This is a genomic window from Streptomyces cupreus (assembly GCF_014257025.1).
Taxonomy (GTDB): Bacteria; Actinomycetota; Actinomycetes; order Streptomycetales; family Streptomycetaceae; genus Streptomyces; species Streptomyces cupreus.
The window spans coordinates 1-26330 of sequence record NZ_JACMSF010000032.1 but is presented as its reverse complement, the minus strand read 5'-3'; the positions used below and the strand labels follow the sequence as shown (position 1 = coordinate 26330).

The 26330-nt window shown below is 69.6% G+C and carries 26 protein-coding genes; 12 read left to right on the top strand and 14 right to left on the bottom strand.

The features are described 5' to 3' along the window. The first annotated feature begins 168 nt into the window (after window positions 1-168). Window positions 169-1194 (top strand): ATP-dependent 6-phosphofructokinase, encoded by a 1026-nt coding sequence (locus H4N64_RS26435; RefSeq protein WP_186284917.1) that lies wholly within the window; start codon window positions 169-171, stop codon window positions 1192-1194. A gap of 168 nt (window positions 1195-1362) precedes the next feature. Next, a complete protein-coding gene (locus H4N64_RS26430) occupies window positions 1363-2544 on the top strand; it encodes a DUF3500 domain-containing protein (protein ID WP_260859988.1) in 1182 nt (393 codons plus the stop codon). On the opposite strand, the gene H4N64_RS26425 is transcribed toward H4N64_RS26430, so the two are convergent. Then, a complete protein-coding gene (locus tag H4N64_RS26425) occupies window positions 2516-3241 on the bottom strand; it encodes a helix-turn-helix domain-containing protein (RefSeq protein WP_186284916.1) in 726 nt (241 codons plus the stop codon). The genes H4N64_RS26430 and H4N64_RS26425 overlap by 29 nt on opposite strands. A gap of 185 nt (window positions 3242-3426) precedes the next feature. Here H4N64_RS26425 and H4N64_RS26420 point away from each other — a divergent pair, with 185 nt between their 5' ends. Continuing rightward, complete coding sequence (locus H4N64_RS26420; protein ID WP_186284915.1) at window positions 3427-3867, top strand: PPOX class F420-dependent oxidoreductase; 441 nt, start codon at window positions 3427-3429, stop codon at window positions 3865-3867. A gap of 115 nt (window positions 3868-3982) precedes the next feature. Here H4N64_RS26420 and H4N64_RS26415 read toward each other — a convergent pair whose 3' ends face one another. The 5 genes from H4N64_RS26415 to H4N64_RS26395 form a co-directional block, all read right to left on the bottom strand. Beyond that, window positions 3983-4810 (bottom strand): ABC transporter permease subunit, encoded by an 828-nt coding sequence (locus tag H4N64_RS26415; RefSeq protein ID WP_186284914.1) that lies wholly within the window; start codon window positions 4808-4810, stop codon window positions 3983-3985. Between the two features lie 6 nt (window positions 4811-4816). Next, window positions 4817-5671: a carbohydrate ABC transporter permease gene (locus H4N64_RS26410; RefSeq protein ID WP_186284913.1), complete on the bottom strand. Its 855-nt coding sequence runs from the start codon at window positions 5669-5671 to the stop codon at window positions 4817-4819. Window positions 5672-5681: 10 nt separating this feature from the next. After that, complete coding sequence (locus tag H4N64_RS26405) at window positions 5682-7055, bottom strand: extracellular solute-binding protein (protein WP_186284912.1); 1374 nt, start codon at window positions 7053-7055, stop codon at window positions 5682-5684. A gap of 75 nt (window positions 7056-7130) precedes the next feature. Beyond that, the gene (locus H4N64_RS26400; protein ID WP_336246807.1) at window positions 7131-7427 is read right to left on the bottom strand and encodes a tetratricopeptide repeat protein; all 297 of its coding nucleotides are present in this window, start codon (window positions 7425-7427) and stop codon (window positions 7131-7133) included. A gap of 225 nt (window positions 7428-7652) precedes the next feature. Then, the gene (locus H4N64_RS26395) at window positions 7653-8504 is read right to left on the bottom strand and encodes a 5'-methylthioadenosine/S-adenosylhomocysteine nucleosidase (RefSeq protein WP_336246806.1); all 852 of its coding nucleotides are present in this window, start codon (window positions 8502-8504) and stop codon (window positions 7653-7655) included. 46 nt (window positions 8505-8550) lie between these two features. On the opposite strand from H4N64_RS26395, the gene H4N64_RS26390 reads away from it, so the two are divergent. Beyond that, complete coding sequence (locus H4N64_RS26390) at window positions 8551-9084, top strand: hypothetical protein (RefSeq protein ID WP_186284910.1); 534 nt, start codon at window positions 8551-8553, stop codon at window positions 9082-9084. Here the strand turns inward: H4N64_RS26390 and H4N64_RS26385 are convergent. Together H4N64_RS26385 and H4N64_RS26380 are read right to left on the bottom strand one after the other, a co-directional pair. Then, window positions 9081-9767: a response regulator gene (locus tag H4N64_RS26385; protein ID WP_186284909.1), complete on the bottom strand. Its 687-nt coding sequence runs from the start codon at window positions 9765-9767 to the stop codon at window positions 9081-9083. The two genes, H4N64_RS26390 and H4N64_RS26385, sit on opposite strands and share 4 nt — an antisense overlap. Further along, window positions 9764-11410: an ATP-binding protein gene (locus tag H4N64_RS26380; protein ID WP_186284908.1), complete on the bottom strand. Its 1647-nt coding sequence runs from the start codon at window positions 11408-11410 to the stop codon at window positions 9764-9766. Before H4N64_RS26380 ends, H4N64_RS26385 begins: the two co-directional genes overlap by 4 nt. A gap of 121 nt (window positions 11411-11531) precedes the next feature. Here H4N64_RS26380 and H4N64_RS26375 point away from each other — a divergent pair, with 121 nt between their 5' ends. Beyond that, window positions 11532-12944 (top strand): cation:dicarboxylate symporter family transporter, encoded by a 1413-nt coding sequence (locus H4N64_RS26375; RefSeq protein WP_186284986.1) that lies wholly within the window; start codon window positions 11532-11534, stop codon window positions 12942-12944. Between the two features lie 67 nt (window positions 12945-13011). Here H4N64_RS26375 and H4N64_RS26370 read toward each other — a convergent pair whose 3' ends face one another. Continuing rightward, window positions 13012-13449 (bottom strand): MarR family transcriptional regulator, encoded by a 438-nt coding sequence (locus tag H4N64_RS26370; RefSeq protein WP_186284907.1) that lies wholly within the window; start codon window positions 13447-13449, stop codon window positions 13012-13014. A gap of 79 nt (window positions 13450-13528) precedes the next feature. Here H4N64_RS26370 and H4N64_RS26365 point away from each other — a divergent pair, with 79 nt between their 5' ends. From H4N64_RS26365 to H4N64_RS26355, 3 genes are all read left to right on the top strand, one after another. Next, the gene (locus H4N64_RS26365; RefSeq protein WP_186284985.1) at window positions 13529-14209 is read left to right on the top strand and encodes a maleylpyruvate isomerase family mycothiol-dependent enzyme; all 681 of its coding nucleotides are present in this window, start codon (window positions 13529-13531) and stop codon (window positions 14207-14209) included. 44 nt (window positions 14210-14253) lie between these two features. Beyond that, window positions 14254-15744 (top strand): AAA family ATPase, encoded by a 1491-nt coding sequence (locus tag H4N64_RS26360; protein ID WP_260859987.1) that lies wholly within the window; start codon window positions 14254-14256, stop codon window positions 15742-15744. 77 nt (window positions 15745-15821) lie between these two features. Continuing rightward, window positions 15822-16466 carry a WHG domain-containing protein gene (locus tag H4N64_RS26355; protein ID WP_186284906.1) on the top strand — a complete coding sequence of 215 codons (645 nt, stop codon included), beginning with the start codon at window positions 15822-15824 and terminating at the stop codon, window positions 16464-16466. On the opposite strand, the gene H4N64_RS26350 is transcribed toward H4N64_RS26355, so the two are convergent. Together H4N64_RS26350 and H4N64_RS26345 are read right to left on the bottom strand one after the other, a co-directional pair. After that, window positions 16453-17352, bottom strand: a complete 900-nt coding sequence (locus H4N64_RS26350; protein ID WP_186284905.1) for an aldo/keto reductase — start codon at window positions 17350-17352, stop codon at window positions 16453-16455. The genes H4N64_RS26355 and H4N64_RS26350 overlap by 14 nt on opposite strands. Window position 17353: 1 nt before the next feature. Further along, window positions 17354-18259, bottom strand: a complete 906-nt coding sequence (locus H4N64_RS26345; protein WP_418896294.1) for an NAD-dependent epimerase/dehydratase family protein — start codon at window positions 18257-18259, stop codon at window positions 17354-17356. Between the two features lie 111 nt (window positions 18260-18370). On the opposite strand from H4N64_RS26345, the gene H4N64_RS26340 reads away from it, so the two are divergent. From H4N64_RS26340 to H4N64_RS26325, 4 genes are all read left to right on the top strand, one after another. Further along, complete coding sequence (locus tag H4N64_RS26340; RefSeq protein WP_186284903.1) at window positions 18371-18814, top strand: AsnC family transcriptional regulator; 444 nt, start codon at window positions 18371-18373, stop codon at window positions 18812-18814. A gap of 29 nt (window positions 18815-18843) precedes the next feature. After that, a complete protein-coding gene (locus tag H4N64_RS26335; RefSeq protein ID WP_186284902.1) occupies window positions 18844-19215 on the top strand; it encodes a MerR family transcriptional regulator in 372 nt (123 codons plus the stop codon). 5 nt (window positions 19216-19220) lie between these two features. Next, window positions 19221-19535 (top strand): thioredoxin domain-containing protein, encoded by a 315-nt coding sequence (locus H4N64_RS26330; RefSeq protein WP_186284901.1) that lies wholly within the window; start codon window positions 19221-19223, stop codon window positions 19533-19535. A gap of 164 nt (window positions 19536-19699) precedes the next feature. Then, the gene (locus H4N64_RS26325; RefSeq protein WP_186284984.1) at window positions 19700-21919 is read left to right on the top strand and encodes a HelD family protein; all 2220 of its coding nucleotides are present in this window, start codon (window positions 19700-19702) and stop codon (window positions 21917-21919) included. Here the strand turns inward: H4N64_RS26325 and glgB are convergent. From glgB to H4N64_RS26310, 3 genes are all read right to left on the bottom strand, one after another. After that, entirely contained in the window at window positions 21916-24402 is a 2487-nt protein-coding gene (gene glgB / locus H4N64_RS26320; protein ID WP_186284900.1) for a 1,4-alpha-glucan branching enzyme, read from the bottom strand. The genes H4N64_RS26325 and glgB overlap by 4 nt on opposite strands. Next, complete coding sequence (locus tag H4N64_RS26315; protein ID WP_186284899.1) at window positions 24399-25811, bottom strand: maltokinase N-terminal cap-like domain-containing protein; 1413 nt, start codon at window positions 25809-25811, stop codon at window positions 24399-24401. Before H4N64_RS26315 ends, glgB begins: the two co-directional genes overlap by 4 nt. 81 nt (window positions 25812-25892) lie before the next feature. Then, on the bottom strand, window positions 25893-26330 hold a 438-nt coding region (locus tag H4N64_RS26310; protein WP_186284898.1), incomplete at its 5' end, for an alpha-glucosidase C-terminal domain-containing protein.

Here is a 26330-nt window from a genome sequence, read left to right as displayed (position 1 = left end):
AGCAGAACCCTCTTGACAATACCTCTGTCGATAGATAAGGCGCCCGTCAGGACCGAACGCTGGAAAGGGCGGATCGGGGCGGACGGGACGGAAGCGGCATCGTCTTCTGGGACGTGAAACAATCGGACTGGCTCATTGGTGTCAACAGCGAGCAGGAGACACAGCACGATGCGTATCGGAGTTCTCACCGCCGGCGGCGACTGCCCCGGCCTGAACGCAGTGATCCGGTCGGTCGTGCACCGAGCCGTCGCCCATTACGGCGATGAGGTCATCGGCTTTGAAGACGGGTATGCCGGTCTGCTGGACGGCCACTACCGCACTCTCGACCTCGACGCGGTGAGCGGCATCCTGGCCCGCGGCGGCACCATCCTCGGCTCCTCCCGCCTTGAGCGCGACCGGCTGCGCGAGGCCTGCGACAACGCTCCCGACATCGCCCGCGACTTCGGCATCGACGCCCTCATCCCGATCGGCGGCGAGGGCACCCTGACGGCGGCCCGGATGCTGTCGGACGCGGGCCTGCCGGTGGTCGGCGTCCCGAAGACGATCGACAACGACATCTCCTCCACGGACCGCACCTTCGGCTTCGACACGGCGGTCGGCGTCGCGACTGAGGCGATGGACCGCCTCAAGACCACCGCCGAGTCCCACCAGCGCGTGATGGTCGTCGAGGTCATGGGCCGGCACGCGGGCTGGATCGCCCTGGAGTCCGGCATGGCCGCCGGCGCCCACGGCATCTGCCTGCCCGAGCGCCCCTTCGACCCGGCCCACCTGGTCAAGATGGTCGAGGAGCGCTTCTCGCGCGGCAAGAAGTTCGCCGTCATCTGCGTCGCCGAGGGCGCCCACCCCGCCGAGGGCTCCATGGACTACGGCAAGGGCGAGATCGACCAGTACGGCCACGAGCGCTTCCAGGGCATCGGTACGGCACTGGCGTTCGAGCTGGAGCGCCGCCTCGGCAAGGAGGCCAAGCCGGTCATCCTCGGCCATGTCCAGCGCGGTGGCGTACCGACGGCGTACGACCGTGTCCTCGCCACCCGCTTCGGCTGGCACGCCGTGGAGGCCGCCCACCAGGGCGAGTTCGGCAGGATGACGGCGCTGCGCGGCACCGACATCGTGATGGTGCCGCTGGCGCAGGCCGTGACCGAGCTGAAGACGGTGCCGAAGGACCGCATGGACGAGGCGGAGTCCGTCTTCTAGGCCCAGGGTTCTCACAGGTTCGGCCCAGGGGCGCTTCAGGTACGGCCGGGACCGTGTGCCTATGCACACACACAGACCACGCACCCCTGAGGCCGAACGCACCCGCCGCTGGTTCATGAACAGGTCGCTGCTGCTCGGCGGGGCCGCCGCGGTGGCGACGATGACCGGTTGTTCGAGTGGCTCATCGGTGGACACGGCGTCGTCCGCCGCCCCGAGCGGCATGCCCTCCGGCGGGCCGGGCGGCGGCATGGGCCCCGGCGCCTCCGCGGTGACGACGACTTCGTCGGCGTCACCGCGGACGGCAAGGTCCAGGAGGACCTCTACTCGATCCACTCCACCGGCGTCTCCACCGACCCGATCGTGAAAGCGGCGCAGAACTTCCTCGACGGACTGTCCACCAAGGAGAAGCGGTCCGCGCAGTACGACATCCAGGACGACGAGTGGCCGGCCTGGAGCAACGTCGACGGATACGAACGCAAGGGCGTCCGCATGGGCGACCTCACCGAGAACAAGCGCGAACTCGGGTACGCCCTGCTCGGCGCCGCCCTGTCCGCAGACGGCCTGACCCAGGCCCGCAACATCATGAAGCTCAACGCCTACCTCGGTGACTACAGCGGCGGCGGCAAGGAGACCCTCACCGAGGGCCACTACTACTTCACCTTCATGGGCACCCCGTCGACCACGAAGCCGTGGGGCTTCCAGTACGAGGGCCACCATCTGGCGATCAACTACTTCGTCCTGGGCGACCAGGTCGTCATGACCCCCACCTTCATGGGCTCCGAGCCCACATCGGCGACGTACCAGGGCGAGAAGATCGTCACCTTCAAGACGGAGACCACGGCGGGCCTCGCCATGCTGCGCTCCCTGACGAAGGCGCAGCAGGCCGAGGCGATCTCGACCACGGCCCAGAAGAGCGGCGCCGATATGAAGGCGGGCGCGGGAGCCGACAACCTCGAACTCGCCTACGAGGGCCTGAAGTGCTCCGAACTCACCTCCGCGCAGCGGCAGAAGCTGCTCGACCTGGTGGGCGTCTACGTCGGCTACATGAACGAAGGGCACGCCGAGGTCAGGCTGGCGGAGGTCGAGGAGCACCTCGACGACACGTACTTCTACTGGATCGGCGAGACGAAGGACAGCTCGGCCTTCTACTACCGGGTGCACAGCCCGGTGGTCCTGATCGAGTACGACGCCCAGTCGCCGCTGGCGTACGGGAACGAGTCGAGCGGCGGAGGCATGGGGGGCCCGAACGGTACGCCCACCCAACAGCACATCCACACGATCGTCCGCACCCCGAACGCCGGCGACTACGGAGTGGACCTGCTCAGACTCCACCTGGAGAACGATCACTGACCCTGGTCCAGAAATGGTCCACGATCCGGTCCAGGAACTCCCGGCCCGCCGCGCTGGAGCCGCTGTCGCCGCCCCAGCTCAGGGTGGCCACCATCTGGCCGTGGTACTCCCGGTGCAGCTCCTGGAGGGCGTCCTCCACCAGGCGCCGGTCCAGCGGCACGAGCTTGCCGATCGGGCGCACATACGCCTGCCAGCGTGTCGTCACGGCGCTGCGCAGCAGATCGGCGAGCTTGCTGTCGCGCCCGGTGACAGTGACGAAGTCCGGCAGCGACAGCCCGAGCAGATCGGCGAGCGCGGAGGTCTGACGCTCGGTGCCACGCCAGTCGTCGCTCTCCTCCATGCGCAGATAGGCGTGGAGCTCGTGCCCGACGGCACGGGCGACGTCCTCGGGGGCGAGCCCGCGGGCCATGCGGTGCTCACGCAGGGTCCGCGGACGGCCGAGCAGTTCACCGGGCGAGCACCACAACACGCCCGCGAGGGCGGTGAGTTCGGGATTGGAGGGGGAGGTGACCCCCCGTTCCCAGGCGATGACGAGATCGGGCGTGACGTAGGGCAGTCCGTACGACACACGCATGCCGTAGGCGACATGTTCGGGGCCCATGTTCAGGGCGGCGCGGAGTCTTCGGGCGGCGGGGGCGTTGAAGGGCGGTGTCGGTGGGACAGGGGGCTGGTTCGGTTGAGCTGGGGGTCGGCGCACGGGGCCAAGCTAGGGCTGGAGGCGTGCGGCGACTACGGTCTGTTCGGCCAGGATTACGGATTGTAGGAACGTACGGTTCCGGCCGTGAGGGAGGGGTGGCTGAAGATCGCCGGTTAGTGAGGGCGGGGGCGGGTGAGGCTCACGCCGGGGGGCTCGCGCGGGCGCCCCGGGAAGGTGACGCGGTGATGAACGGCAAGCTCAGCGGGCATATTCGAGAGCGGCTCCTGGCCCCGAACTTCTGGCACCTCGCGACGGTCGGCCCCGACGGCGCGCCCCACGTTTCGCCCATGTGGGCGGACATCGAAGATGAGTACGCCATGGTCAACACGTCGATCGGGCGCGTGAAGGTCGACAACCTGCGGCGCAATCCGTACGTCTCGCTGTCCCACATCGACCCCGAGAACCCGTACGACCGGGCCGAGATCCGGGGGCGGGTGGTGCGGTTCGTGGAGGGGGAGGCGGCGGAGCGGGCGATGGACCGGCTGGCGCGGAAGTACATCGGGGAGGAGCGGTATCCGTGGTTGCTGCCGGGGGAGCGGAGGGTGATGTTGTTGATCGAGGCTGAGCGGGTGCGGAGGGTTGTGGGGGTGGAGGCGTTTCGGAAGGGGGTTTTGCCGGAGGGGTAGGGGGCTTCCGTGCCGCACCGCCCAGGCTCGGCCCACTGGCTCCGTGCTGTTGACGCCTTCACCCGAGCCAACGCCCCTGCCGAGGCGGCCGAAGCCCGCGACGCAGCAGACAGCCTCACCCCTTGACTGCCCCACCCAACGCAAACCCTCCACCCAACCGCCGAGCCACCACCACGTACAGCAAAATCACCGGCGTCGAATAAATAACCGAGAACGCGGCCAGCTGCCCATAAACCACCGTCCCCCGATTCCCGAAGAACTCATTGATGCTCACCGCCGCCGGCATTTGGTCCGGCGTGAGCAGCAGCATGAACGGGACGAAGAAGTTCCCCCACATCATCACGAACGAGAACACCGTCACCACCGCCACGCCCGGTCCCATGAGGGGCAGCACGATCCGCAGCAGTGACTGGAATGACGACGCCCCATCCGTCCACGCCGCCTCCTCCAGCTCCTTCGGTACGCCGTCCATGAAGTTCTTCATCAACCAAATAGCGAACGGCAGTTGGGACGCGGCGAAGAAGAAGATCGTGCCCTGCATCGTGTCGATCAGGTTCACCTGGACGAAGAGGGCATAGACCGGGACCATCACCGCCGTGATCGGCAGGCACGTCGCGAAGAGGATCGTCAGGAGGAACGGGCGGTTCAGGCGGGAGCGGAAGCGGGACAGCGGGTACGCCGCCAGCGCCGCGCAGGCCACCGTCAGCAACGTCCCGCCCCCGCACAGCAGCAGGCTGTTGAGCAGGGGGGTGAAGGTAATCTCCTCCGTCAGTACCGCGTCGAAGTTGTCCCACGTCACCCCGCCCGGGACCTTTACCCTCAGATCCGCCCGCGGGTCCAGGGCGGAGAGGACAACCCACGCCAGCGGGAGCACGAAGGCCGCCGCCACCGCCAACAGGCCCGTGTCGGCCGCCAGGCGGCGAGTTGTACTTCGGGATCGCACGGGGCCCTACACCTCCGTCCGCAGCAGCCGCAGATACACGACCGAGAACAGCGAACCCACCACCAACAACAGCAGCGCTACCGCCGTGCCGTAGCCGATCATGCTCTTCTGGAACGCCTCCTCGTACATGAACAACGGCAGCGTCTGGCTCTTGCCGCCCGGGCCGCCCCTCGTCATCACCCAGATCAGGCCGAAGACGGAAAGGGTCTGGAGGGTGATCAGCATCAGGTTCGTGCTGATGGAGCGGCGGATCATCGGGAGCGTGATATGCCACATGCGGCGCCACCCGCCCGCGCCGTCCACTTCCGCCGCCTCCGTGATCTCCTTGGGGATTTCATTCAGGGCGGCGGAGTACACCAGCATCGAGAAGGCCGTTCCCCGCCACACATTCGCGAAGGACACCGCCAGGATCGGCAACGTGAACAGCCAGTTCTGGGACGGGAGATGGAGCCAGTCCAGGATGGCGTTCAGGGTGCCCTCGCGGCGGAAGAAGGCGTAGAGCAGGAAACCCGCCACCACCTCCGGGAGGACCCAGGCCGCGATGACTATGCCGCCCGTCAGTGTGCGGATCGGCTTCGACGCCCGTTGCATCAGGGCCGCCAGCGCCAGGCCCAGCGTGTTCTGGCCGATCAGCGCCGATACGACCGTGAAGACGAGGGTCAGCCATACGGCGTTCAGGAAGGCCTCGTCCCCGAACGCCGTACGGAAGTTCTCGAAGCCGATGAACGACTCCTCGGCCTGGCCGGTGAGTTGGAGGTCGGTGAAGGCGATGTAGGCGCAGTAGGCGATCGGGCCGGCCAGGAAGAGGAGCAGGAGGACGACGGCAGGGGTGAGCGGGAGCGCGCGGCTGATCGTCCTCATGCGCGGGGACTCATTTCTGGATCACCTGGTCGTCGGTCGCTGCTTTGAGCTCCTCGTCGTAGTTCTTCGCCGCCTCTTCGACTGACATGTCCCCTGTCGTGACGCCTTCCATCGCCTCCTGGATGGCCGTGGAGACCTTCGGGTACGCGGGATACGCCGGGCGGTAGTGCGTGCTCGCGACCAGGTCCGTGAAGAACTTGATGCCGGGTTGGGCCTCGGCGTACGCGGGGTCGTTCGCGACGTCCTCGCGGACCGCGATGCCGGAGTTGGCGACGTACCACTTCTGGGCGTTCGCCTTGGTCTGCATCGTCTTGATGAAGTCGAAGGCCAGATCGGGGTTGGCCGCCTTGTCGGGGATCGCCCAGGTCCAGCCACCGGACATGCTCACCTTGCCGGGGGCCTGGCCGGCTTGCGTCGGCATGGCGGCGAGGCCGAGTTTCTCCGACCACTCCGGCCATTCGTGGCCGCTGCCCTCCAGCCAGTCCTGCGGGAGCCAGGAGCCGTCGAGGTCTATGCCGAGCTTGCCCTGGGGGAGGAGTTCGCCGCGGACGCGGGTGCCGAAGTTGGGGTCCAGGGCGTCGGCGACATCGGGGCCGAGCTTCTCCTTGTAGACCGTCTCGACGAAGGCGAGGGCGTCCTTGAAGCCCTGGCTTCCCGCTATCCACTTCTTCGATGCCGTGTCGTAGAGGGGGTCCGTCCTGCCGTCGTTGGTGCCGTACAGGAGCATTTCGAAGCCCTGCATGGTGGCGGCCTCGCCCGCGGGTTTGCCCGTGTAGACGTTCAGGGGCGTGACGTCCGGGACCTTCTCCTTGATCGTGCGGGCCGCGTCCAGGACGTCGTCCCAGGTCTTCGGCTGCCAGGGTGTTGGGATGCCGGCCTTCTCGAAGATGGCCTTGTCGTACCAGAGGCCGCGGGTGTCGGTGCCGTCCGGGACGCCGTACGTCTTGCCGTCCTCGCCCTTCGCCGCCTCCTTCGCCGTGTCGATGAACTGGTTCCAGTCCGGCCATTCGGCGAGGTAGTCGTCGAGGGGCTTCAAGTAGCCGCTGGTGATATCGGAGTTGATGAGGAAGGTGTCCTCGTAGACCAGGTCCGGGGCGGTCTTGGGGGAGCGGAGCATCTGCTGGAGCTTGGTGTAGTACTCCGAGTCCGGGGCCTTGATGGGTATGAACTCGACCTTCTTCCCCGGGTACTTCTTCTCGAACTCCTTCTTGATGTCCGCGAGGAAGTTGTCCATCACCTTGATGTTGTTGTCCGTGGACTGCTTGAAGGAGACCTTCACGGTGTCCGGATCACTTCCGGAACCGCCGCCGCAGGCGCTGAGGGTCGTCGCGGCGGCGAGGGAGAGGGCGGTGGCTATCAGGGCGGCGGTGGGGCGCACGGGCATGACCTCCTGCGGGCTCACGTCGTTGTGGCGCGGGGATGGCTGCCCGGTGAACGTAGGTGGGGTGGTCTAGTCAGGTCAATGCGTCTGCGGAGGATTAGCGCCGGCCGCTTCGGCCCGGGTGAATGCTTCGGCGGCCCGGAGGCGGTAGGCGCGGGCCTCGTCGACGTGGTCGGCGGTCTCGTGCGCAAAGGCCAGGCCCTCCAGGGCCTGACCGGCCCAGTACCAGTCCTCGAACTCGCGGTATATCTCCAGCGCCGTTTCGTACGCCTCAAACGCCTCTGCGACGCGGCCCGCATCCCGAAGGGCAGCGCCGAGGTTGTGCCACGCCAGGCCCTCACCGTGATCGGTCCCCGGCGGCCTGGCAGAGGTCACGGTCCCGGATGTGGGCGTCGATCGCTTCCTGGACCCGGCCCGCCTCCAGGAGAGCCCCCGATCCCGCCCATCCCCGTGACGGCGAAGATCAGTACCGCCTCTCCACCCGCCCCCGGCGCGAGCTGGGTCAGCAACCGCTCCAGTTCGGAAGACCGCCCCGTGGACCCCAGCGGCCGCGGCGGCAGCGTCGCCGTAGCCCGGGGCACCGGACCGTCGACCGTCCCCCTACCGCTCCCGGTCGACCCGCTTGCCGATAACAGGCCGGTTGAAGACCCCGCCCCGGAAGTCGATGTGATCGCCCCCGTATTGGGGCCCCTCCTTGGAGCCGGAAGAGGACCCGCCGGAGGCACCCCGCGGTCGGTGCTTCCGCAGCACCCCCACCGCCACAGCCGCCGCCTGCGCAGCCGCCCGCTCCTGGGAGCCGCCTGCGTCCGCCGTCGACTTCCCGGCGTCCGCCCGGTCGCTGATCCCGCGAATCACCAGCGCGTCCAACTGCCCGCTGACATGCGCCGCATGGACCGCGCCGGCGCCCTCCATCTCGATGGCGTTCGCGTCGTTGTAGTGGCGCTTGATGAACTCGGCGAAGGCCGACCTGTCGTCCGTCAGGACCACGTCCCCGCAAGCGATCGGCTTCAGATGCCCCCGCACCCCGTCCAGCCCCCGCAACGCCGACCGCGCCGCCTGCACCAGCCGGTTGGACCCGTGCCAGACCTCGGGCCGGGCGTGGAAACCGGAAGGTGTGACCTTGCCGCCCTGCACGGCGTACACCTTCGTGCCGACCACGACGTCACCGATCGCGACATCCGCCTTCAACGAACCCGCCACGCCCACGAACAGCACCGCCTCCGGCCGGAGCCAGCCCAGGATCTGCGTCGTCAGCGCGGACGCGTTCACCGCCCCCTCGCCCAACTCGGCGACGGCCAGCGTCCAGTCCGTCCCCGCGAGCCGGCCCCGCTCCACCCGGGTTCCGTCCTCGTGGACCAACTCCTCGACATCGTCATCGAGATGGGCGCGTACGGCGTCGTACTCCTCAGGCAGGGCGGTGAGCACGACGACGGTGGGTGAAGTCTTCGGCACGCGTTTAAGGTACTGCCAAGCACGTGCACCGGGGGAAGGAAAGCGCATGGCGGAGTCGGACGTCAGCGTCGGACAGTTGCTCCTCGCCGAGTACCAGACCGTCAAGGACGAGCAGAAGACCCGTATCGGCTTCCGCGACAACCTCCTCTATGTCACCCTCACCGTCGTCGCCGCGGTCATCGCCGCCGCCGCGCAGGCCGAGCAGTCCGCCATGCTGCTGGCCATCCCGCCGGTGTGCGTCGTGCTCGGCTGGACCTACCTCGTCAACGACGAGAAGATCTCCGCCATCGGGAAGTACATACGCGACGACCTCGGCCCCCGCCTCACCCAACTCGCCCAGGCCGAGCGCGCGTTCGGCTGGGAGACAGCCCATCGCACCGACCCCCGCCGCAGCACCCGTAAAGCCATCCAGTGCGCCATCGACCTGCTGGCCTTCGCGGTCGCTCCGCTCGCCGGGCTCGCCGTCTACTGGGGTGCCGGGCAGACGTCCACCGGGCTGCTCGTCGTCTCCGTCCTCGAAGCCCTCGCCCTCATGGGACTTGCCACCCAAGTCGTCCTCTATGCACGGCCGTTCAGCTAGGGACCGCTCACCCACCGATACTGCAACTCCGGCCGCCCCACCGTCCCGTACTGCGGACTCCGCGCCGCCCTCCCCGCGTCCACCAGATGCTCCAGATAGCGCCGCGCCGTGATCCGCGAAATACCCACCGCCTCCGCGACCCCCGTTGCCGTCAGCCCCTCCGCGCAGTCCCGCAGCGCCACCGTCACCCGCTCCAACGTCGGCGCGCTCAAACCCTTCGGCAGAGCCGCCGGGCCCGGTGCCCGCAGAGTCGCGAGCGCCCGGTCGACCTCGTCCTGGCCGCTCGCCTCGCCCGCCGCCGCGTGGAACTCGGCGTACCGGACGAGACGGTCCCGCAGGGTCGCGAAGGTGAACGGCTTCAGGACGTACTGGACCACACCCAGTGACACGCCTTCCCGCACCACCGCCAGATCCCGCGCGGACGTCACCGCGATCACGTCCGCGTGATGGCCCAATGCCCTGAGGGATCGGGCTAGTTGGAGGCCGTGCACGTCCGGGAGGTGGAGGTCCAGGAGAAGCAGGTCCACCGGGGTGCGGTCCAGTGCGCGGCGCGCCTCCGCACCCGTGTGCGCCTTGCCGACCGCCGTGAAACCGGGGACCCGGTTGACGTACATGACATGCGCGTCGGCGGCGACCGGGTCGTCCTCCACGACCAGGACCCGGATCGGTTTTTCGGTGCTCATACGTCGCCTCCAGAGACTGCGCCCCCAGAAACTACGCCCTCACTCGCCCGTGCGGTCCCCAGCGGCAGCCGCACCTCGAACTGCGCCCCGCCCCCGGCGGCCCCGGCCACCGTCAGCGTCCCGTCGTGCCGGCTCACCGCCTGCCGTACCAACGCCAGTCCCAGGCCACGCCCCCCAGGGCCCGCCGGCTTCGTCGAGAACCCCCGCTCGAACACCACCTCGGCATGCTTCGGATCCACCCCCGCGCCCGTGTCCGACACCCTCATGACCAGGTCAGACGCCTCCGTGTACGCCGTCACAGTCACCCGCGCCCGCACACTGCCCTGCGCCGCGTCCACCGCGTTGTCGATCAGGTTGCCGAGGATGGTCACCAGGTCCCGGGCGGGCAGCGACGGCGGCAGGAGTCCGTCGTCGAGCCGGCTGTCCTCCGACACCACCAGCTCCACGCCCCGCTCGTTCGCCTGGGCCGTCTTGCCCAGCAGCAGGGCCGCCAGCACCGGCTCGCTGACCGCAGCCACCACCTGGTCGGTGAGGGCCTGCGCCAGCTCCAGTTCGGCCGTCGCGAACTCCACCGCCTCTTCCGCCCGGCCCAACTCGATCAGCGAGACGACTGTGTGCAGCCGGTTGGCCGCCTCGTGCGCCTGCGAGCGCAGCGCCTGTGTGAAGCCCCGCTCGGAGTCCAACTCACCCATCAAGGACTGGAGTTCGGTGACATCGCGCAAGGTGACGACCGTGCCCCGGCGCTCCCCGCCCGACACCGGGGAGGTGTTCACCACCAGCACCCGGTCCGCCGTCAGATGCACCTCGTCCACCCTCGGCTCCGACGCCAGCAGCGCACCGGTGAGCGACGGCGGCAGCCCGAGGTCGGCGACGGACGTACCCACGGCCTCCTCGGACACGCCCAGCAGCTCCCGGCCGCCGTCGTTGATCAGCGCCACCCTGAACTGCCCGTCGAGCATCAGCAGGCCCTCGCGCACGGCGTGCAGGGCGGCCTGGTGGTAGTCGTGCATCCGGCTGAGCTCGGCCGCGTTCATACCGTGGGTGTGGCGGCGCAGGCGGGCGTTGATGACGTAGGTGCCCACCGCGCCGAGCGCGAGCGCGCCGCCCGCCACGCCGATCAGCGCCGTCAGCTGGTCCTGCACCCGCTTGCTGATCTCCTCGACCTTGATGCCCGCGCTGACCAGGCCGACGATCTTCCCGCCGTCCCAGATGGGCGTGACCGCGCGCACGGAGGGGCCGAGGGTGCCGGTGTACGTCTCGGTGAACGAGTCGCCCTTGAGCGCGCCCTCGATATGGCCGATGAAGCGCTGGCCGATCTCTTCGGGGTTGGGGTGGGTCCAGCGGATGCCCTTCGTGTCCATGATCGTGACGAAGTCGACCCCGGTGTCCTGCTGGACGTGCAGCGCGTACGGCTGGAGCGAGGACGAGGGGTCGTCGGTGCGGATCGCCTGCCGTACCGACGGGGAGTCGGCGACCGAGCGGGCCACGGCCACCGCCTGGCGGCCCGCCGCGTCCTCGGCCTGGCTGCGGTCGCTGACGTAGCTGAACAGCGCGTACCCGGCGACGAGCACCGCTATCAGCACAGCCTGCATGGCGAAGAGCTGGCCGGCCAGGCTGCGGGGTCGGGGGACGGGGAAGCGCATGTCGTCAGTGTGCCTCTCCGGTTAAGCGTGAACTAAATGAACGGAAGCGTGACCGCCCTCACAGGGCGGGAGATAGTCACGGCATTCCTCAAAACCCCCGGATGTGAGCCGCACGCCGGTGATGCCGACGAAGACGTCAAGGAGGGCAGCCGTGGCCGCCAGCACCCCCGATACGGCACCCGCAGCCAAGCGGGACCGTACGCACTATCTCTACATCGCGGTGATCGTCGCGGTTGCCCTGGGCATCACCGTCGGTCTGGTCGCACCCGACTTCGCGGTGGAGCTGAAGCCGATCGGAACCGGCTTCGTGAACCTGATCAAGATGATGATCTCGCCGATCATCTTCTGCACCATCGTGCTGGGCATCGGCTCGGTACGGAAGGCCGCCAAGGTAGGCGCCGTCGGCGGTATCGCCCTCGTCTACTTCCTGGTCATGTCGCTGGTGGCCCTCGGCATCGGCCTGGTCGTCGGCAACCTCCTCGACCCGGGCTCCAGCCTCGCGGTGACCGACGCGGTCAAGGAGGCCGGACACGCGCAGGTCGACGCGGAGGCCAAGGACACCACCGAGTTCCTGCTCGGCATCATCCCGACCACGATGGTGTCCGCGTTCACCGAGGGCGAGGTCCTCCAGACCCTGCTCATCGCCCTGCTCGCCGGCTTCGCGCTCCAGGCCATGGGCTCCGCCGGGCAGCCGATCCTGCGCGGTGTCGAGCACATCCAGCGGCTCGTCTTCCGCATCCTCGCCATGGTGATGTGGGCCGCCCCGATCGGTGCCTTCGGCGCCATCGCCGCCGTCACCGGCTCGGCCGGTGTGGACGCGCTCAAGAGCCTGGCCGTGCTGATGCTCGGCTTCTACACCACCTGCTTCCTGTTCGTCTTCATCGTGCTCGCCGCGCTGCTGCGGGTCGTCGCGGGCCTGAACATCTTCACGCTGTTCAAGTACCTGGGCCGTGAGTTCCTGCTGATCCTGTCGACGTCCTCGTCCGAGTCCGCGCTGCCGCGGCTCATCGCGAAGATGGAGCACCTCGGTGTCAGCAAGCCGGTCGTCGGCATCACCGTTCCGACCGGCTACTCCTTCAACCTCGACGGCACCATGATCTACATGACCATGGCCTCGCTGTTCATCGCCGACGCCATGGGTACGCCGATGTCGATCGGCGAGCAGATCCCGCTGCTGCTGTTCCTGCTGGTCGCCTCGAAGGGCGCGGCGGGTGTCACCGGCGCCGGTCTCGCGACGCTGGCCGGTGGTCTCCAGTCGCACAAGCCCGCGCTGGTGGACGGCATCGGTCTGGTCGTCGGCATCGACCGGTTCATGAGCGAGGCGCGCGCCCTGACGAACTTCGCGGGCAACGCCGTGGCCACGGTCCTGATCGGCACCTGGACCAAGGAGATCGACCGCGGCCGGGTCGACCAGGTGCTGGCCGGTCGGATCCCGTTCGACGAGCAGACCTTGCTGGACGACGGCGCCTCGGACCAGGCCCCGGTCGACGTCCCCGAGCAGGGCACCGGCGAGAAGGAGCTCGCGAAGGCGTAGCACCGGCTCCCTCGGAACACCGAGCGGTCAGGCACTCCCCCGTAGCCTGGCCGCTCGGCTCATTTCTTCAGGTCTGCCACGGGTCCGTGATCTCCCGGAGCAGGATGAGCGCCTCGCGCAGCTGCCTCATACGCCGCTTGCCGAGGTGCTCCTCCCATTCCCGCTCCACCTCGGCGACCACGGCGTCGGCGACCTCCTTGGCCGCCCAGGCCTTCTCCGCGCCGCGCACCAGCCGGGCCCGCCTGTCGGTGGGGTCCGGCACGCGTGTCACATAGCCGGCCTTCTCCAGCTGGTCGACGAGAAACCCCGCTGTCTGCTTGGTGACCTGAGCCTGCTCGGCCAGCTCGGTCAGCCGGGTGCCGTCGGGCGCGATGCGCTGCATGACCCGGGCCTGGGCGGGCGTGAAGTCGTTGAAACCGGCCTCGGCGAGAGCGGCGAAGACGCGGTTCTCCAGGGCTCGGTAAGGGAGGAACAGCAGCACGCCGGTGTTGAGCTCACTCTCCACGAAGCCTCCCGCTTCCACCTTGACACTAGTCAGGCTCTCTGACTAATTTGGTCAGTGAAGCTTACCACTTGAGTGGGTGGTGATTCCCGTGGGTGTCGTACTGGGGACGGACGAGCGCTGGCGCGTCGTCGACGAGGAACGGGCGAGCCTGGCGGACCTCCTGGAGGGCCTGACCCCGGAGCAGTGGGAAACCCCGACGGCCTGCGGCGACTGGCGGGTTCGCGATGTGGCGGCCCATCTGACCCTGGCGCCCCGCTTCTCGTACGGCGACCTGGTGCGCGACTGGATCCGGGCGCGCGGCGACATGAACCGACTGATCCATGACACGGCGGTACGCGAAGCGCGGTTGTCCACGGCCGAGATCGTGACGAACCTCCGAGCCGTCATCGGCAACCGCCGGCTGGCCCCGACGACCACGCCCCGAGAACCCCTTCTGGACATCCTGGTCCACGGCCAGGACATCGCGCTGGCCCTCGGCCACCGACGCGAGATGCCGGCGGCGGCCGCCCGGGACGCGGCGGACAGGGTCTGGACCATGCGCTTCCCCCCGCGCCCCTGGCCCCTTCCGCGGGCGAGGCTGGTGGCGACGGACATCGAGTGGACGAGGGGGAGCGGCGAGGAGGTCCGGGCACCGATGGCGGACCTGCTGATGCTCCTGACGGGACGCACGCCGAGCCCGTCCGGGGGTCCGCCTCCGGGGGAGGGGTGGCGGGGGCGAAGGAATTCCTTTGACCCCCGCGCGACTCCACCCCCACCCTGAACACCTCGGCATGAAACGGCCCGTCCGCCCCCGGAGGCACCCGCATGAGCGAGTCGGAACAGCCCATCGACCTCGACCGAGTCAGCGAACTGTTCTACGACTTCCTCACCGCCGTCGCCCACCCCCATCACCGCGACCACGACCCGGCCCGCAACCTCAGCAACCGCCTCCGCGAACACCTCGGCACCACCCCCACGGACCGCCCCGTGGTCAAGGCGGCCTACGCCCCGTACGACCTCCCCAACGTCCACCTCGCCCTGGAGCGTTGGTTCGCCCAGGACGGCCGCACCCACGAACTCGTCGGCCTCAGGGGCTCACAGCACCACGGCGACCTCACCCTCGGCGACATCCTCGAAGCGGCCGACCGCTACGACCGCTTCACCATCGGCGCGGTCGCCTACGCCAGCCTCCCCGTCTCCGCCGACGAGGAACTGGCCTGTGTCTCCTGCGGTTTCTACCTCGGCACCGACGGCGACAACCGCTTCGCCGTCCTCCTGCGCGGTCCCCAGGACGAGTACGGCCGCAACAAGGTCGAACTCGAAGTCCTCGCCGCCGACACCGCCTTCGCCGACCGCCTCCTCGCCGACATCGACCGCCTGGTGCGCGAGCACAACATCTTCCGCGGCCAGGTCCTCTCCTTCGAGGGCTCGGAGTTCCGCCACGGCCTCGGCCCCTTCCGCTTCCACCGCCGCCCCAGCCTCTCCCGCGACGACATCGTGCTCCCCACCGGCCTCCTGGACCGCGTCGAGCGCCAGGTCGTCGGCGTGGCCCGCCGCCGCGAGCGACTCCGCGCCGCCGGCCAGCACCTGCGCCGCGGCCTCCTCCTCTACGGCCCGCCCGGCACCGGCAAGACCCACACGATCCGCTATCTCCTCTCCCACCTCCCGCAGTTCACGGTCGTGGTCCTCGCCGGCACCAGCATCTCGGCGATCGGCCCGGCCTGCGCCCTGGCGCGGATGCTCCAGCCCGCACTGGTCGTCCTGGAGGACTGCGACCTGATCGCCGAGGCCCGCGACTACGCGGGCGGTGACCAGCCCCTGCTCTTCCAGGTCCTCAACGAGATGGACGGCCTCGGCGACGACGCCGACGTGGCCTTCCTGCTCACCACCAACCGCGCCGACCTCCTGGAACCGGCCCTCGTCCAGCGCCCCGGCCGCGTGGACCTGGCGGTCGAGATCCCCCTCCCGGACACGGAGGGCCGCGCCCGCCTCCTCGACCTGTACGGCGCGGGTCTCGGCCTCGGCGAGGACATCACCGAGGAGGTGGTGACCCGTACCGAAGGCACGACCGCGTCCTTCACCAAGGAGCTGGTCCGTCGTGCGGTACTGATCGCGGCGGAGGCCGAATCCGACCGCACCCGCCCCTGCGACGTCCGCGCCGCCCTCGACGAGCTCCTGTCCGACCGCGACCGTCTGACCCGTAAGCTCCTCGGGGTGCAGGGGGAGGAGGTCGAGGAGGACTGGCGGCCGGAAGAAGCGGATCCCGCGGCCACACTCCACCGCTCCCAGGAACCGACCCCCGGCCTCGCGCCGTAGCGGCAGGCGACGGCAGGCCCCGGTGATAGCGTCTAGCAAACCATTGATGCTATAGCCCCACCGGTCAGGAGCCGATCGTGCCCAAGTCGGATGCCAAGACCCCCCGCGAGCGCTACCGCGCCCAGGTGCGGGACGAGATCAAGACCCGTGCCTGGGAGCAGATCGCCGGCGCCGGGGCCTCCGCGCTGTCGCTCAACGCGATCGCCAAGCAGATGGGGATGAGCGGCCCCGCCCTCTACCGGTACTTCGCCAACCGCGACGAACTGATCACCGAGCTGATCAGGGACGCCTACCGCAGCCTCGCCGACCGTTTCCAGGCCGCCGCCAAGGCCGGCGCGAGCCTCTCCGACCTCGCCCGGACCATGCGCGAGTGGGCCCTCGACGACCCCCAGCGGTACTTCCTGGTCTACGGCACCCCCGTCCCCGGCTACCAGGCGCCGCCCGACACCACCCTGATCGCCTCCGAGGTCATGGCCGTACTCCTCGACGCGTGCGAGGCCGAGGGAGTCGTCGCCGAGGACCCCTTCCAGACGCATATCGCCGAGCACCGCTTCTGGGCGGGCGACCACTCGGCCCCGCCCGCGGCCCTCCATCAGGCCCTGGTCCTCTGGACCCGCCTGCACGGCGTCCTGTCCCTCGAACTCGCCGGCCATTTCACCGGCATGGGCTTCGACCCGGCCGAGCTGTACGCCGCCGAGACCCGATCCCTCACCGGCTCTTGACGGCGTCGTCCAGCCGCGCCCGCTCCTGCGCGCTCAGCACCAGATCCGCCGCCCCGGCCGAGTCCTGGATCGTCCGCGGACGGCTTGCCCCGGGGATCGGGATCACCGTCGGGGACAGTCCCAACAGCCAGGCCAGACATACCTGTTGAGGGCTCACCTCCCGCTCCCGGGCGATCGTATGGAACGCCTCCAGCGGACCCGCCCCACCGCCCTCGATCGCCGACGGCCCGTCCAGCGAGCTCCGCGAGATCCCGCCGAGCGGACTCCACGGCAGAAACCCCAGCCCCAGTTCCGCGCACAGCCTCTGCTCCGCCTCACTGTCCCGGACGGCCGGTGAGTACCGGTTCTGCACCGAGACCAGCCGGTCACCGAGGATCTCGCGGGCCACCCGGATCTGACGGACGTCCGTGTTGGAGACCCCGACGAGCCGGATCTTCCCCTGGTCGGCCAGCTCGCGCAGCGCGCCCACCGACTCCTCGAAGGGGACAGCGGGGTCGGGCTTGTGGAGCTGGTAGAGGCCGATCGCCTCCGCCCCCAGCCGCTTGAGCGAGGTCTCCGCGGCAGCCTTCAGCCAGTCCGGGTCACCGTTCACTGTCCAACTCCCGTCGGCCGGCCGCCCCCTGCCGCCCTTCGTGGCCACCAGCACATCCCCCGTGTCGCCGCCGTATGTGGCGAGCGCCCGGGCGACCAGGAGCTCGTTGTGGCCGGGCGGCTCGCCCGGCAGGTGGTAGGAGTCCGCCGTGTCCAGCAGGGTCACCCCCGCGTCGAGCGCCGCGTGCACGGTCGCCAGGGCCCGCGCCTCGTCCGGTCGCCCCTCGATGGACAGCGGCATCGCGCCGAGCCCGATCGCGCTCACGCGTACATGGCCAAGATTTCGGTACCGCATATCAGTCCCCCAGGGTCTCGGCGACAGCCTTCGGCAGCCACTGCCGTACGTCGCCGAAGGTGAAACCGAGCCGGGTGGCCCGGGCGTTGTCCATGCCGTAGGAACGGGCGAAGGAGAGCGGTGAGACCTCGCCGACCTCGACGCCCCGCAGCACCACCGTGCCGTCGGGGATCCGCGCCGCCACCGCCTCGCACAGTTCGTCGGTGCCCAGCAGGCCGTTGGAGGCCGCGTTGACCGGGCCGGTGAAGTCCTCGCCCACGGCCCAGGCCAGGAAGTCGGCGATCTCCTCGACGTGGATGTAGGTGGCGGGCCGGTTCACCACCGGCACGGCGATCGGCTCACCCGTGCGGATCCGCTCGGCGTAGTGCGCGAGCCGCCCGGTGAAGTCGTCGTCCCCGCCCAGCACATGGGCGACGCGCACGGCCACGTACGGGAAGGCGGGGTCGGTGGCCAGTACCGCCTCCGCCTGACGCTTGCCCTCGCCGTAGTGCGACTCAAGGAACTCCGGGTCGTCCCACGGGAGTTCGAGATCGACGGCGACCGTACGCGGGTCGACGGCCGACTCCACGACCGGGGTGGGGGAGTCCTCGTACTCGTACACCTCGACCGTCGACGTCATCACATAGCGCCGGGTCCGGCCGCCGAACACCCGCCGTGCGACCGCCGCTTGGCGCGGGGTGTAGCAGACCTGGTCGACCACGACGTCGAAGGTGCGTGAACCGAGCGCTTTCCGCAGGGAGTTCTCGTCGTCGCGGTCGGCGACGAGATGAACAGCGCCGGTGGGCGGTGGTGCGGAGCCGCGATTGAGGACCGTGACGCGGTCACCGGCCGCCAGCAGCCTGCGGATCAGGCGCTTGCCGAAATAGCGGTTGCCGCCGATGACCAGTACCTCTCGTGCCTTTTCCATGACCATAATTCTCTTCGCGTACCACCGTATTCTGAAGGGGGAACCATGGGAGTTCAGGCGGCTTCGCCAAAAGAACCTCGGCGTCTGCGTGCCGCCGCCGAGGAAACGTCGGTGGCCTTCGACGCGCTCGACCGGCAGATCCTTCAGCTCCTCCAGACGGACGGCCGGATCAAGCTCAGCGAGCTGGGCCGCCGGGTGCGGCTGAGTCCTGCGGCGGTCACCGAGCGGGTGCGCCGCCTTGAGTCGGCGGGTGTGATCAGCGGCTACGGCGCCCGGGTGGTTCCGGCCCGGCTCGGCTACGGCATCCAGGCCTTCATCCGGGTCAATCCGCACGGCGGCTACAACCTGAAGCATCCGAGGACCCTGGAGCTGATGGAGCGCCCCGAGATCACCGAGGTGCACCACGTGGTCGGCGAGGACTGCTGGATCCTCAAGGTCGCCGTCCATGACACGGTCCATCTGGAGGAGGTCCTCGAAGAGGTCTCCGCGCTCGGCCGTACGACGACGTCGATCGTGCTCACCTCGCCGGTGGAGCGGAAACCGCTGTTGCCTTGACGTCGGGGTGAAGGCTTACGTTCGTACGCATGCGAATCGGCGAGCTGGCCGAGCGGGCCGGGACGACGACCCGGACGCTTCGGTACTACGAGGCGCGCGGCCTGCTGCCAGCGCGGCGCACCGGCAACGGCTATCGGACCTACGACGAGAGCGATCTGAGGCTGCTGCGGCAGATCAGGACGCTCCAGGACTTCGGGTTCGAACTGGAGGAGACCCGGCCGTTCGTGGAGTGTCTGCGGGCCGGGCATTCCGAGGGCGACGCGTGCCCGGCCTCGCTCGCGGTCTACCGGCGCAAGCTGGACGAACTCGACGCGCTGATCGGCGAGTTGCAGGCCGTCCGGGCGCAGATCGGGGTGCGTCTTGCGCTCGCGGAGGATCCGAAGTGCGAACTGGGAGGGTAGCCGTGGTGAGTGAAGTGACGGACGCCGACTTCGAGGCGGAGGTCATCGGGTCCGAGCTGCCGGTGCTGGTGGAGTTCACCGCCGACTGGTGCCCGCCGTGCCGGCAGATGGCACCGGTGCTGCGCGCGCTGGCGGCGGAGGAGGGGGAACGGCTGAAGGTGGTGCAGCTGGACGTGGACCACAATCCGGGGACCACCAACGCCTACAAGGTGCTGTCGATGCCGACCTTCATGGTCTTCCGGGGCGGAGAGCCGGTGAGATCCATGGTCGGGGCCAGGCCCAAGCGGCGGCTCCTGGAGGAGATCGCCGACGTACTGTGAGCTGATACCAAGAGAAATCCCCCGAGCAATTGCGCTCGGGGGATTTCTCTGCGTATATTCAATGATTCGCGACTTCAAGAGAATTGGGTCGCGAAGAAGCTGAGTAAGCGCAGTATATCCGGGCGGGAGTGGAATTGTCAAACAGCGAATTTCCGGACGATGAAATGCGCGGCGAGCAGGAATTCATCGACGGCCTGTATGCGCGCGTGGACGCGCTGCGCGGTGACACCGAGGCCTCCGTCGCTGACGCGCTCGCCCAGGGCAACACGCCCATGCAGGCCCGTCTGGAGCGGGACATCCTCGTCGCCGAGCGCTCGGGTCTGCTCGCCGCGCTGAACGCGGTCGACGGCTCGCTCTGCTTCGGCCGGATCGACCTCGCCTCCGGCGTCAGCCACCACATCGGCCGGATCGGACTGCGCACCGAGGACGCGGCCCGCACCCCGATCCTCATCGACTGGCGGGCCGATGTCGCCCGCCCCTTCTACCTGGCCACCGGACACACCCCGATGGGCCTGCGCAGGCGCCGGCACATCAGCACCAGCGGCCGTACGGTGACCGCGCTGCACGACGAGATCCTCGACCTCGGGGACCAGGAGCGCACCGGTCACGAGGACCCGAGCGGCGACGCCGTGCTGCTCGCCGCCCTCAACTCCGCGCGCACCGGCCGCATGGGCGACATCGTGCAGACCATCCAGGCCGAACAGGACGAGATCATCCGCGCCCCGCACCGCGGCGTCCTGGTGGTGGAGGGCGGCCCGGGCACGGGCAAGACGGCGGTGGCCCTGCACCGGGCCGCGTATCTCCTCTACGAGCACCGGGAACTGCTCGCCAAGCGGGCCGTACTGATCGTCGGTCCCAACCCCGCCTTCCTCGGCTACATCGGCGAGGTGCTGCCCTCCCTCGGTGAGACGGGCGTCCTGCTGGCGACGGTCGGGGAGCTGTTCCCCGGTGTCCGGGCGAAGGCGACGGACACCCCGGAGGCGGCCGCCGTGAAGGGCCGCGCCGACATGGCGGAGGTGCTCGCCGCCGTCGTACGCGACCGGCAGGCGCTGCCCGATCCGGTGATCGCGATCGAGCACGACCGCGAGATCCTGATGCTCGACGACGGTCTGGTCGGCGTCGCCCGCGAACGCACCCGCTCGGCGCGGCTGCCGCACAACGCGGCGCGGGAGTACTTCGAGGGCCACATCCTCAACACCCTCACCGACATGGTCGCCGAGCGCATCGGCACCGACCCCTATGACGGCTCGAACCTGCTCGACCCGAGCGACATCACCCAGATCCGCGACGAGCTCGCCGAGAACCCCGAGGTCTGGTCCGCGATCGACCAGTTGTGGCCGGTGCTCACCCCGCAGCGCGTGGTCGCCGACTTCCTCGCCGAGCCGGAGGGGTACGTCTCCGACGCCGACGCGGCCGCCATCCGCCGCCCGGTGACCCGGAGCTGGACCGTGGCGGACGTACCGCTGCTCGACGAGGCCGCCGAGCTGCTCGGCGACGACGACCGGGCGGCGCGGCTGCGGGCGGAGCGCGAGCGGGAGACCCAGATCGCCTACGCGCAGGGCGTGCTGGACGTGTCGTACGCCTCGCGGACCTATGAGTTCGAGGACAAGGAAGACGGTGATCCCGACGCCTCGGAGGTGCTGTCCGCGCACGACATCATCGACGCCGAGCGGTTCGCCGAGCGGCAGGAGGAGGACGACCACCGCAGCGCCGCCGAGCGCGCGGCGGCCGACCGCACCTGGGCGTTCGGGCACATCATCGTCGACGAGGCGCAGGAGCTGTCGCCGATGGCCTGGCGGCTGCTGATGCGGCGCAGCCCGACCCGCTCGATGACCCTGGTCGGCGACCCGGCCCAGACCGCCGAGGCGGCGGGGGTCGGCTCATGGTCCGGGATCCTCCAGCCGTACATGGAGGACCGCTGGGAGCACACCCGACTGGGCGTCAACTACCGCACCCCGGCCGAGATCATGGAACTCGCGGCGGCCGTGGTCCGCGCCGAGAACCCCGACTTCGAGCCCCCGAGCTCGGTCCGCTCGACCGGCGTACGGCCGTGGATCCGCGCGACGGACGACCTCCCCGGCGCGGTGGCCAAGGCGGTCGAGGAACTGACCCCCGCGGAGGGTCGCCTAGCGGTCATCGCCCCGCGCGACCTCCACCGCCGGCTCGCCGCCCACCTGGACGGCGTGACGGCGGGCGCGGAACCGGATCTCACGCAGACGGTCGTCCTGCTGGACCCGAGGCAGGCCAAGGGCCTGGAGTTCGACTCGGTCCTGGTCGTGGAGCCCGGCCGCTACGGCACCAGCGACCTCTACGTCGCCCTGACCCGGGCGACGCAGAGACTGGGCGTACTGCACACCGGACCGCTGCCGGCCGGCCTCGGCTAGGCCGGCCGGAGCCACACCGTCGCCAGGGGCGGCAGGGTCAGGCGGATGCTGGTCGCCCGGCCGTGCCGGCCCTGGGGCTCCGGCTTGAGCGGATCGGGGTTGGTGACATCGCTGCCGCCGTACTTCGCGCCGTCGGTGTTCAGCGTCTCGTGCCAGGCCGGGACGTCCTCGGGGACGCCCAGACGGTAGTCGTGCCGTACCACCGGGGAGAAGTTGGAGACCGACAGCAGCGGGACGCCGTCCGTGTCGTAGCGCAGGAAGGCGAAGACGTTGTCCTCCGCCGCGTCCCCGACCACCCACTGGAAGCCGGCCGGGTCGGTGTCCCGCTGCCACAGGGCCGGAGTGTGCCGGTAGACGATGTTCAGATCCCGGACCAGGTCCCGGACGCCCCGGTGGTCGGCCTCCGCCCCGTACGCCGGATCCAGCAGCCACCAGTCAGGGCCGTGCGCCTCCGACCACTCCGCGCCCTGGGCGAACTCCTGGCCCATGAAGAGGAGTTGCTTGCCGGGGTGGGCCCACATGAAGCCCAGGTAGGCGCGGTGGTCGGCACGCTGCTGCCACCAGTCGCCCGGCATCTTCGACACCAGGGACCGCTTGCCGTGCACGACCTCGTCGTGGGAGATGGGCAGCACGTAGTTCTCGCTGTAGGCGTACACCATCGAGAAGGTCATCTCGTTGTGGTGGTACTTGCGGTGGATCGGCTCATGGGACAGGTAGCCCAGCGAGTCGTGCATCCAGCCCATGTTCCACTTCAGGCCGAAGCCCAGCCCCCCGAAGCCGCCCGGGCCCATGTGGTGGGTGGCGCGGGTGACGCCGTCCCAGGCCGTGGACTCCTCGGCGATCGTCACCACACCCGGCACCCGCCGGTACACCGTGGCGTTCATCTCCTGCAGGAACGCCACCGCGTCCAGGTTCTCCCGGCCGCCGTGCACATTCGGGATCCACTGCCCCGGCTCACGCGAGTAGTCGAGGTACAGCATCGAGGCGACCGCGTCCACCCGCAGCCCGTCGATATGGAACTCCTCGCACCAGTAAATGGCGTTCGCCACCAGGAAGTTGCGCACCTCGCGGCGCCCGAAGTCGAACTCCAGCGTGCCCCAGTCGGGATGCGCCGAACGCAGCGGGTCCTCGTGCTCGTAGAGCGGACGCCCGTCGAACTCCGCCAACGCCCAGTCGTCGCGCGGGAAGTGCGCGGGCACCCAGTCCATCAGCACGCCGATGCCCGCCTGATGCAGGGCGTCGACCAGGAACTTGAAGTCGTCGGGCGTGCCGAGCCGGGCTGTCGGCGCGTAGAAGCCGGTGACCTGATAGCCCCAGGAACCGCCGAACGGGTGCTCGGCGACCGGCATCAGCTCCACATGCGTGAAGCCCAGGTCCTTGACGTACGCGGGGAGTTGCTCGGCGAGTTGACGGTATGTCAGCCCCGGGCGCCAGGACGGCAGATGGACCTCGTAGACCGAGAAGGGGCCCTCGTGCGCCGGTACCTGCCCGCGCCGCCGCTTCAGCCACTCCTCGTCGCCCCACTCGTGGTGCGAGGCGTGCACGATCGACGAGGTGTTGGGCGGGGCCTCCGTACGGCGGGCCAGCGGGTCGGCGCGCAGGGTGCGGGAACCGTCGGGCCGGGTGATCTCGAACTTGTACAGCTCGCCCTCTCCTATGGCCGGGACGAACAGCTCCCACACCCCGGTCGATCCCAGCGACCGCATCGGATAGCCGGTGCCGTCCCAGAAGTTGAAGGTCCCGGCAAGGCGCACCCCGCGCGCGTTCGGCGCCCACACCGTGAACCGCGTCCCGGCCACGCCCTGGTGGGTCATCGGCTCGGCCCCGAGCGCCTGCCACAGCTGCTCGTGCCGGCCCTCGCCGATCAGATGCAGGTCCAGATCGCCCAGCGCGGGCAGGAAACGGTACGGGTCCTCGATCTCCAGCTCCGCGCCGTCGTACACCACGAGAAGCCGGTACTCCGGCACGCCCCGCAGCGGCAGCAGCCCCGAGAAGAAGCCCTCGCCGTCGTCGTGCAGCTCGGCCCGCAGCTCCCCGGCGAGAACGGTCACGGAACGTGCGTACGGCCTGAGAGCCCGGAAGGCCACGCCACCGGGCACGGGGTGGGCGCCGAGCACGGAGTGCGGGGAGTGGTGGGTGCCGGCGAGGAGACGGGCGCGGTCGTCGGCGTCGACGGCGGGGGAGACGGCGACCTCGGGTACGGGCTCCGGCGGCAGCGCCTTGGCGGCCTTCTTGGCCGTCGACTTCTTCGCGGTCGTCTTGTTCGCGGGGGCCTTTTTCGCCGTGCCCTTCTTCGCTGTCGTCTTCTTGGAAGCGGCGGACTTCGTCTTGGGGGCGGCCGACTTCGCGGCGACCTTCTTCGCAGTCGCCTTCTTGGCCACGGCTTTCTTCGCCACCGCCTTCTTCGCGACGCTCTTCTCCTCGGCCGCCTGCTCGGCCGACTGGTGTGGATCGGGACCGGGGGACGGGGGTCGGGGGGTCACGAGTGGGGCCTCCTGGACGAGGGTGAGGTGAGCGGGGGAGCAGTGCCGTCGTCCGTGGCGAGACGGCGCACGGCCGACAGCGGGACCGGGAGCCAGTCGGGGCGGTGGCGGGCCTCGTAGACGACCTCGTAGATCGCCTTGTCCGTCTCGCACGCCCGCAGCAGCACGGGGTCGGTACGGGGATCGACGCCGGAGACCTCGGCGTACCCGGCGCAGTACGCGGCCCGGCAGGTCTCGGCCCAGCCCGGTATCGGCGGGTCGGCCGAGTGGGCCGCGTAGTCGAAGGAGCGCAGCATCCCGGCGATGTCCCGCAGCGGGGGCTGTGGCATCCGCCGTTCGGCCAGCGGCTTGGCCGGTTCGCCCTCGAAGTCGATCAGCCACCACTGACCGGCGGGCGAGCGCAGGCACTGGCCGAGGTGCAGATCGCCGTGGACGCGCTGGGCCGTCCAGGTACGGCCCTCGGCCGCCAGCGTGCCGAGCGCCTCGAAGGCGGACCGCAGCCCGGGCGCGTACGGCCGGAGCGCGGGCACCGCCTCCGCGGCGGCGTCAAGACGCTCCAGCATGCCGTCGACCATCAGCTCCAGTTGGGCATCGCCGAGGGTGACCGTCGGCAGCGCCCGGGCCAGCGCGGTGTGCACCTCGGCGGTGGCCCGCCCGAGCGCCCTCGCCTCTACGGCGAAGTCCTCGCCCTTGGACAGCTCGCGCAGCGCCAGCTCCCAGCCGTCCGAGGCGCCCTGTACAAAGGGCTGGAGCACCCCGAGGACATACGGCTCCCCGGCCTGCTCGGCACGGATCCATGCCGTCGGCGCCGGTACCCGGGGGCAGCCCTCGTGGGCCAGCGCCAGCGGCAGCTCCAAGTCGGGATTGACGCCGGGTACGACCCGGCGCAACAGCTTCAGGATGAACGTATCGCCGTAGACGATCGACGAGTTGGACTGCTCGGAGGTCACCACGCGCGGCACCAGGCCCGGGCGGATCTCCTGGTCCGGCTCCCGCTCGAAACGCAGCCCGCCGATGCGGGCCTGGGTGCGCAGCGCCTCCAGGAGCAGCTCGGCGGGCCGGGGGTCGTACAGGGCCTCGTACACCGTGCGTCCGGTGAGCGGGCCCTCGTCCACGTGTCCGATCAGCGCGGGCGCGAGCCGGGGCGGCAGCGCCTCGCGCACGCCTATGAGGAACTGGTAGCAGTCGCCCGGCAGGGGTGATTGATGAGCACGCACGAGGAGGTGGTAGAGGCCGAGCTTGCCGTCGGCCGGCAGCAGTTCGGTGGCGGCCACCAGCGAGAATCCGGTGACCGGACGGCCCTTCCCGGCGAACCAGCGCTGCCGCGGCAGCCACTCCCGCAACAGGGGGTCCAGGGACGCAAGGAAACCCGGAGTCGAGGTGAGGGTACGGGTGACGGCTTCCGACATGGCGTCGCGTCCTTTCCCCGGGGGCGGGGTGTGAGTGATGCGTGCCCCGGGCGGGGCGGAGGAAACCGCCCCGCCGGGCTTCTAGGAGTTCTCCTTGCGCAACCGGAACCAGTAGAAGCCGTGTCCCGCCAGCGTCAGCAAGTACGGCAGCTCACCGATGGCCGGGAATCGCACCCCGCCGAACAGCTCCACCGGATGCCGCCCGTTGAACCTCCGCAGATCCAGCTCGGTCGGCTGCGCGAACCGGGAGAAGTTGTGCACGCACAGGACGAGATCGTCCTCGTACTCCCGCAGGAACGCGATCACGGCCGGGTTGGACGACTGGAGTTCGGTGTACGAGCCGAGTCCGAACGCCGGGTTCTGCTTACGGATCTCGATCATGCGCCGGGTCCAGTGCAGCAGGGACGACGGGGAGGACATCGACGCCTCGACGTTGGTCACCTGATAGCCGTAGACCGGGTCCATGATCGTGGGCAGATAGAGCCGGCCCGGATCGCAGGACGAGAAGCCCGCGTTCCT

Coding starts and splice junctions, on each gene's coding strand:
- H4N64_RS26435 (WP_186284917.1), top strand. CDS start 169: ATGCGTATCGGAGTTCTCACCGCCGGCGGCGACTGCCCCGGCCTGAAC.
- H4N64_RS26420 (WP_186284915.1), top strand. CDS start 3,427: ATGAACGGCAAGCTCAGCGGGCATATTCGAGAGCGGCTCCTGGCCCCG.
- H4N64_RS26410 (WP_186284913.1), bottom strand. CDS start 5,671: ATGAGGACGATCAGCCGCGCGCTCCCGCTCACCCCTGCCGTCGTCCTC.
- H4N64_RS26405 (WP_186284912.1), bottom strand. CDS start 7,055: ATGCCCGTGCGCCCCACCGCCGCCCTGATAGCCACCGCCCTCTCCCTC.
- H4N64_RS26390 (WP_186284910.1), top strand. CDS start 8,551: ATGGCGGAGTCGGACGTCAGCGTCGGACAGTTGCTCCTCGCCGAGTAC.
- H4N64_RS26385 (WP_186284909.1), bottom strand. CDS start 9,767: ATGAGCACCGAAAAACCGATCCGGGTCCTGGTCGTGGAGGACGACCCG.
- H4N64_RS26380 (WP_186284908.1), bottom strand. CDS start 11,410: ATGCGCTTCCCCGTCCCCCGACCCCGCAGCCTGGCCGGCCAGCTCTTC.
- H4N64_RS26375 (WP_186284986.1), top strand. CDS start 11,532: ATGCCGACGAAGACGTCAAGGAGGGCAGCCGTGGCCGCCAGCACCCCC.
- H4N64_RS26360 (WP_260859987.1), top strand. CDS start 14,254: ATGAGCGAGTCGGAACAGCCCATCGACCTCGACCGAGTCAGCGAACTG.
- H4N64_RS26350 (WP_186284905.1), bottom strand. CDS start 17,352: ATGCGGTACCGAAATCTTGGCCATGTACGCGTGAGCGCGATCGGGCTC.
- H4N64_RS26345 (WP_418896294.1), bottom strand. CDS start 18,259: ATGGAAAAGGCACGAGAGGTACTGGTCATCGGCGGCAACCGCTATTTC.
- H4N64_RS26335 (WP_186284902.1), top strand. CDS start 18,844: ATGCGAATCGGCGAGCTGGCCGAGCGGGCCGGGACGACGACCCGGACG.
- H4N64_RS26325 (WP_186284984.1), top strand. CDS start 19,700: ATGCGCGGCGAGCAGGAATTCATCGACGGCCTGTATGCGCGCGTGGAC.
- H4N64_RS26315 (WP_186284899.1), bottom strand. CDS start 25,811: ATGTCGGAAGCCGTCACCCGTACCCTCACCTCGACTCCGGGTTTCCTT.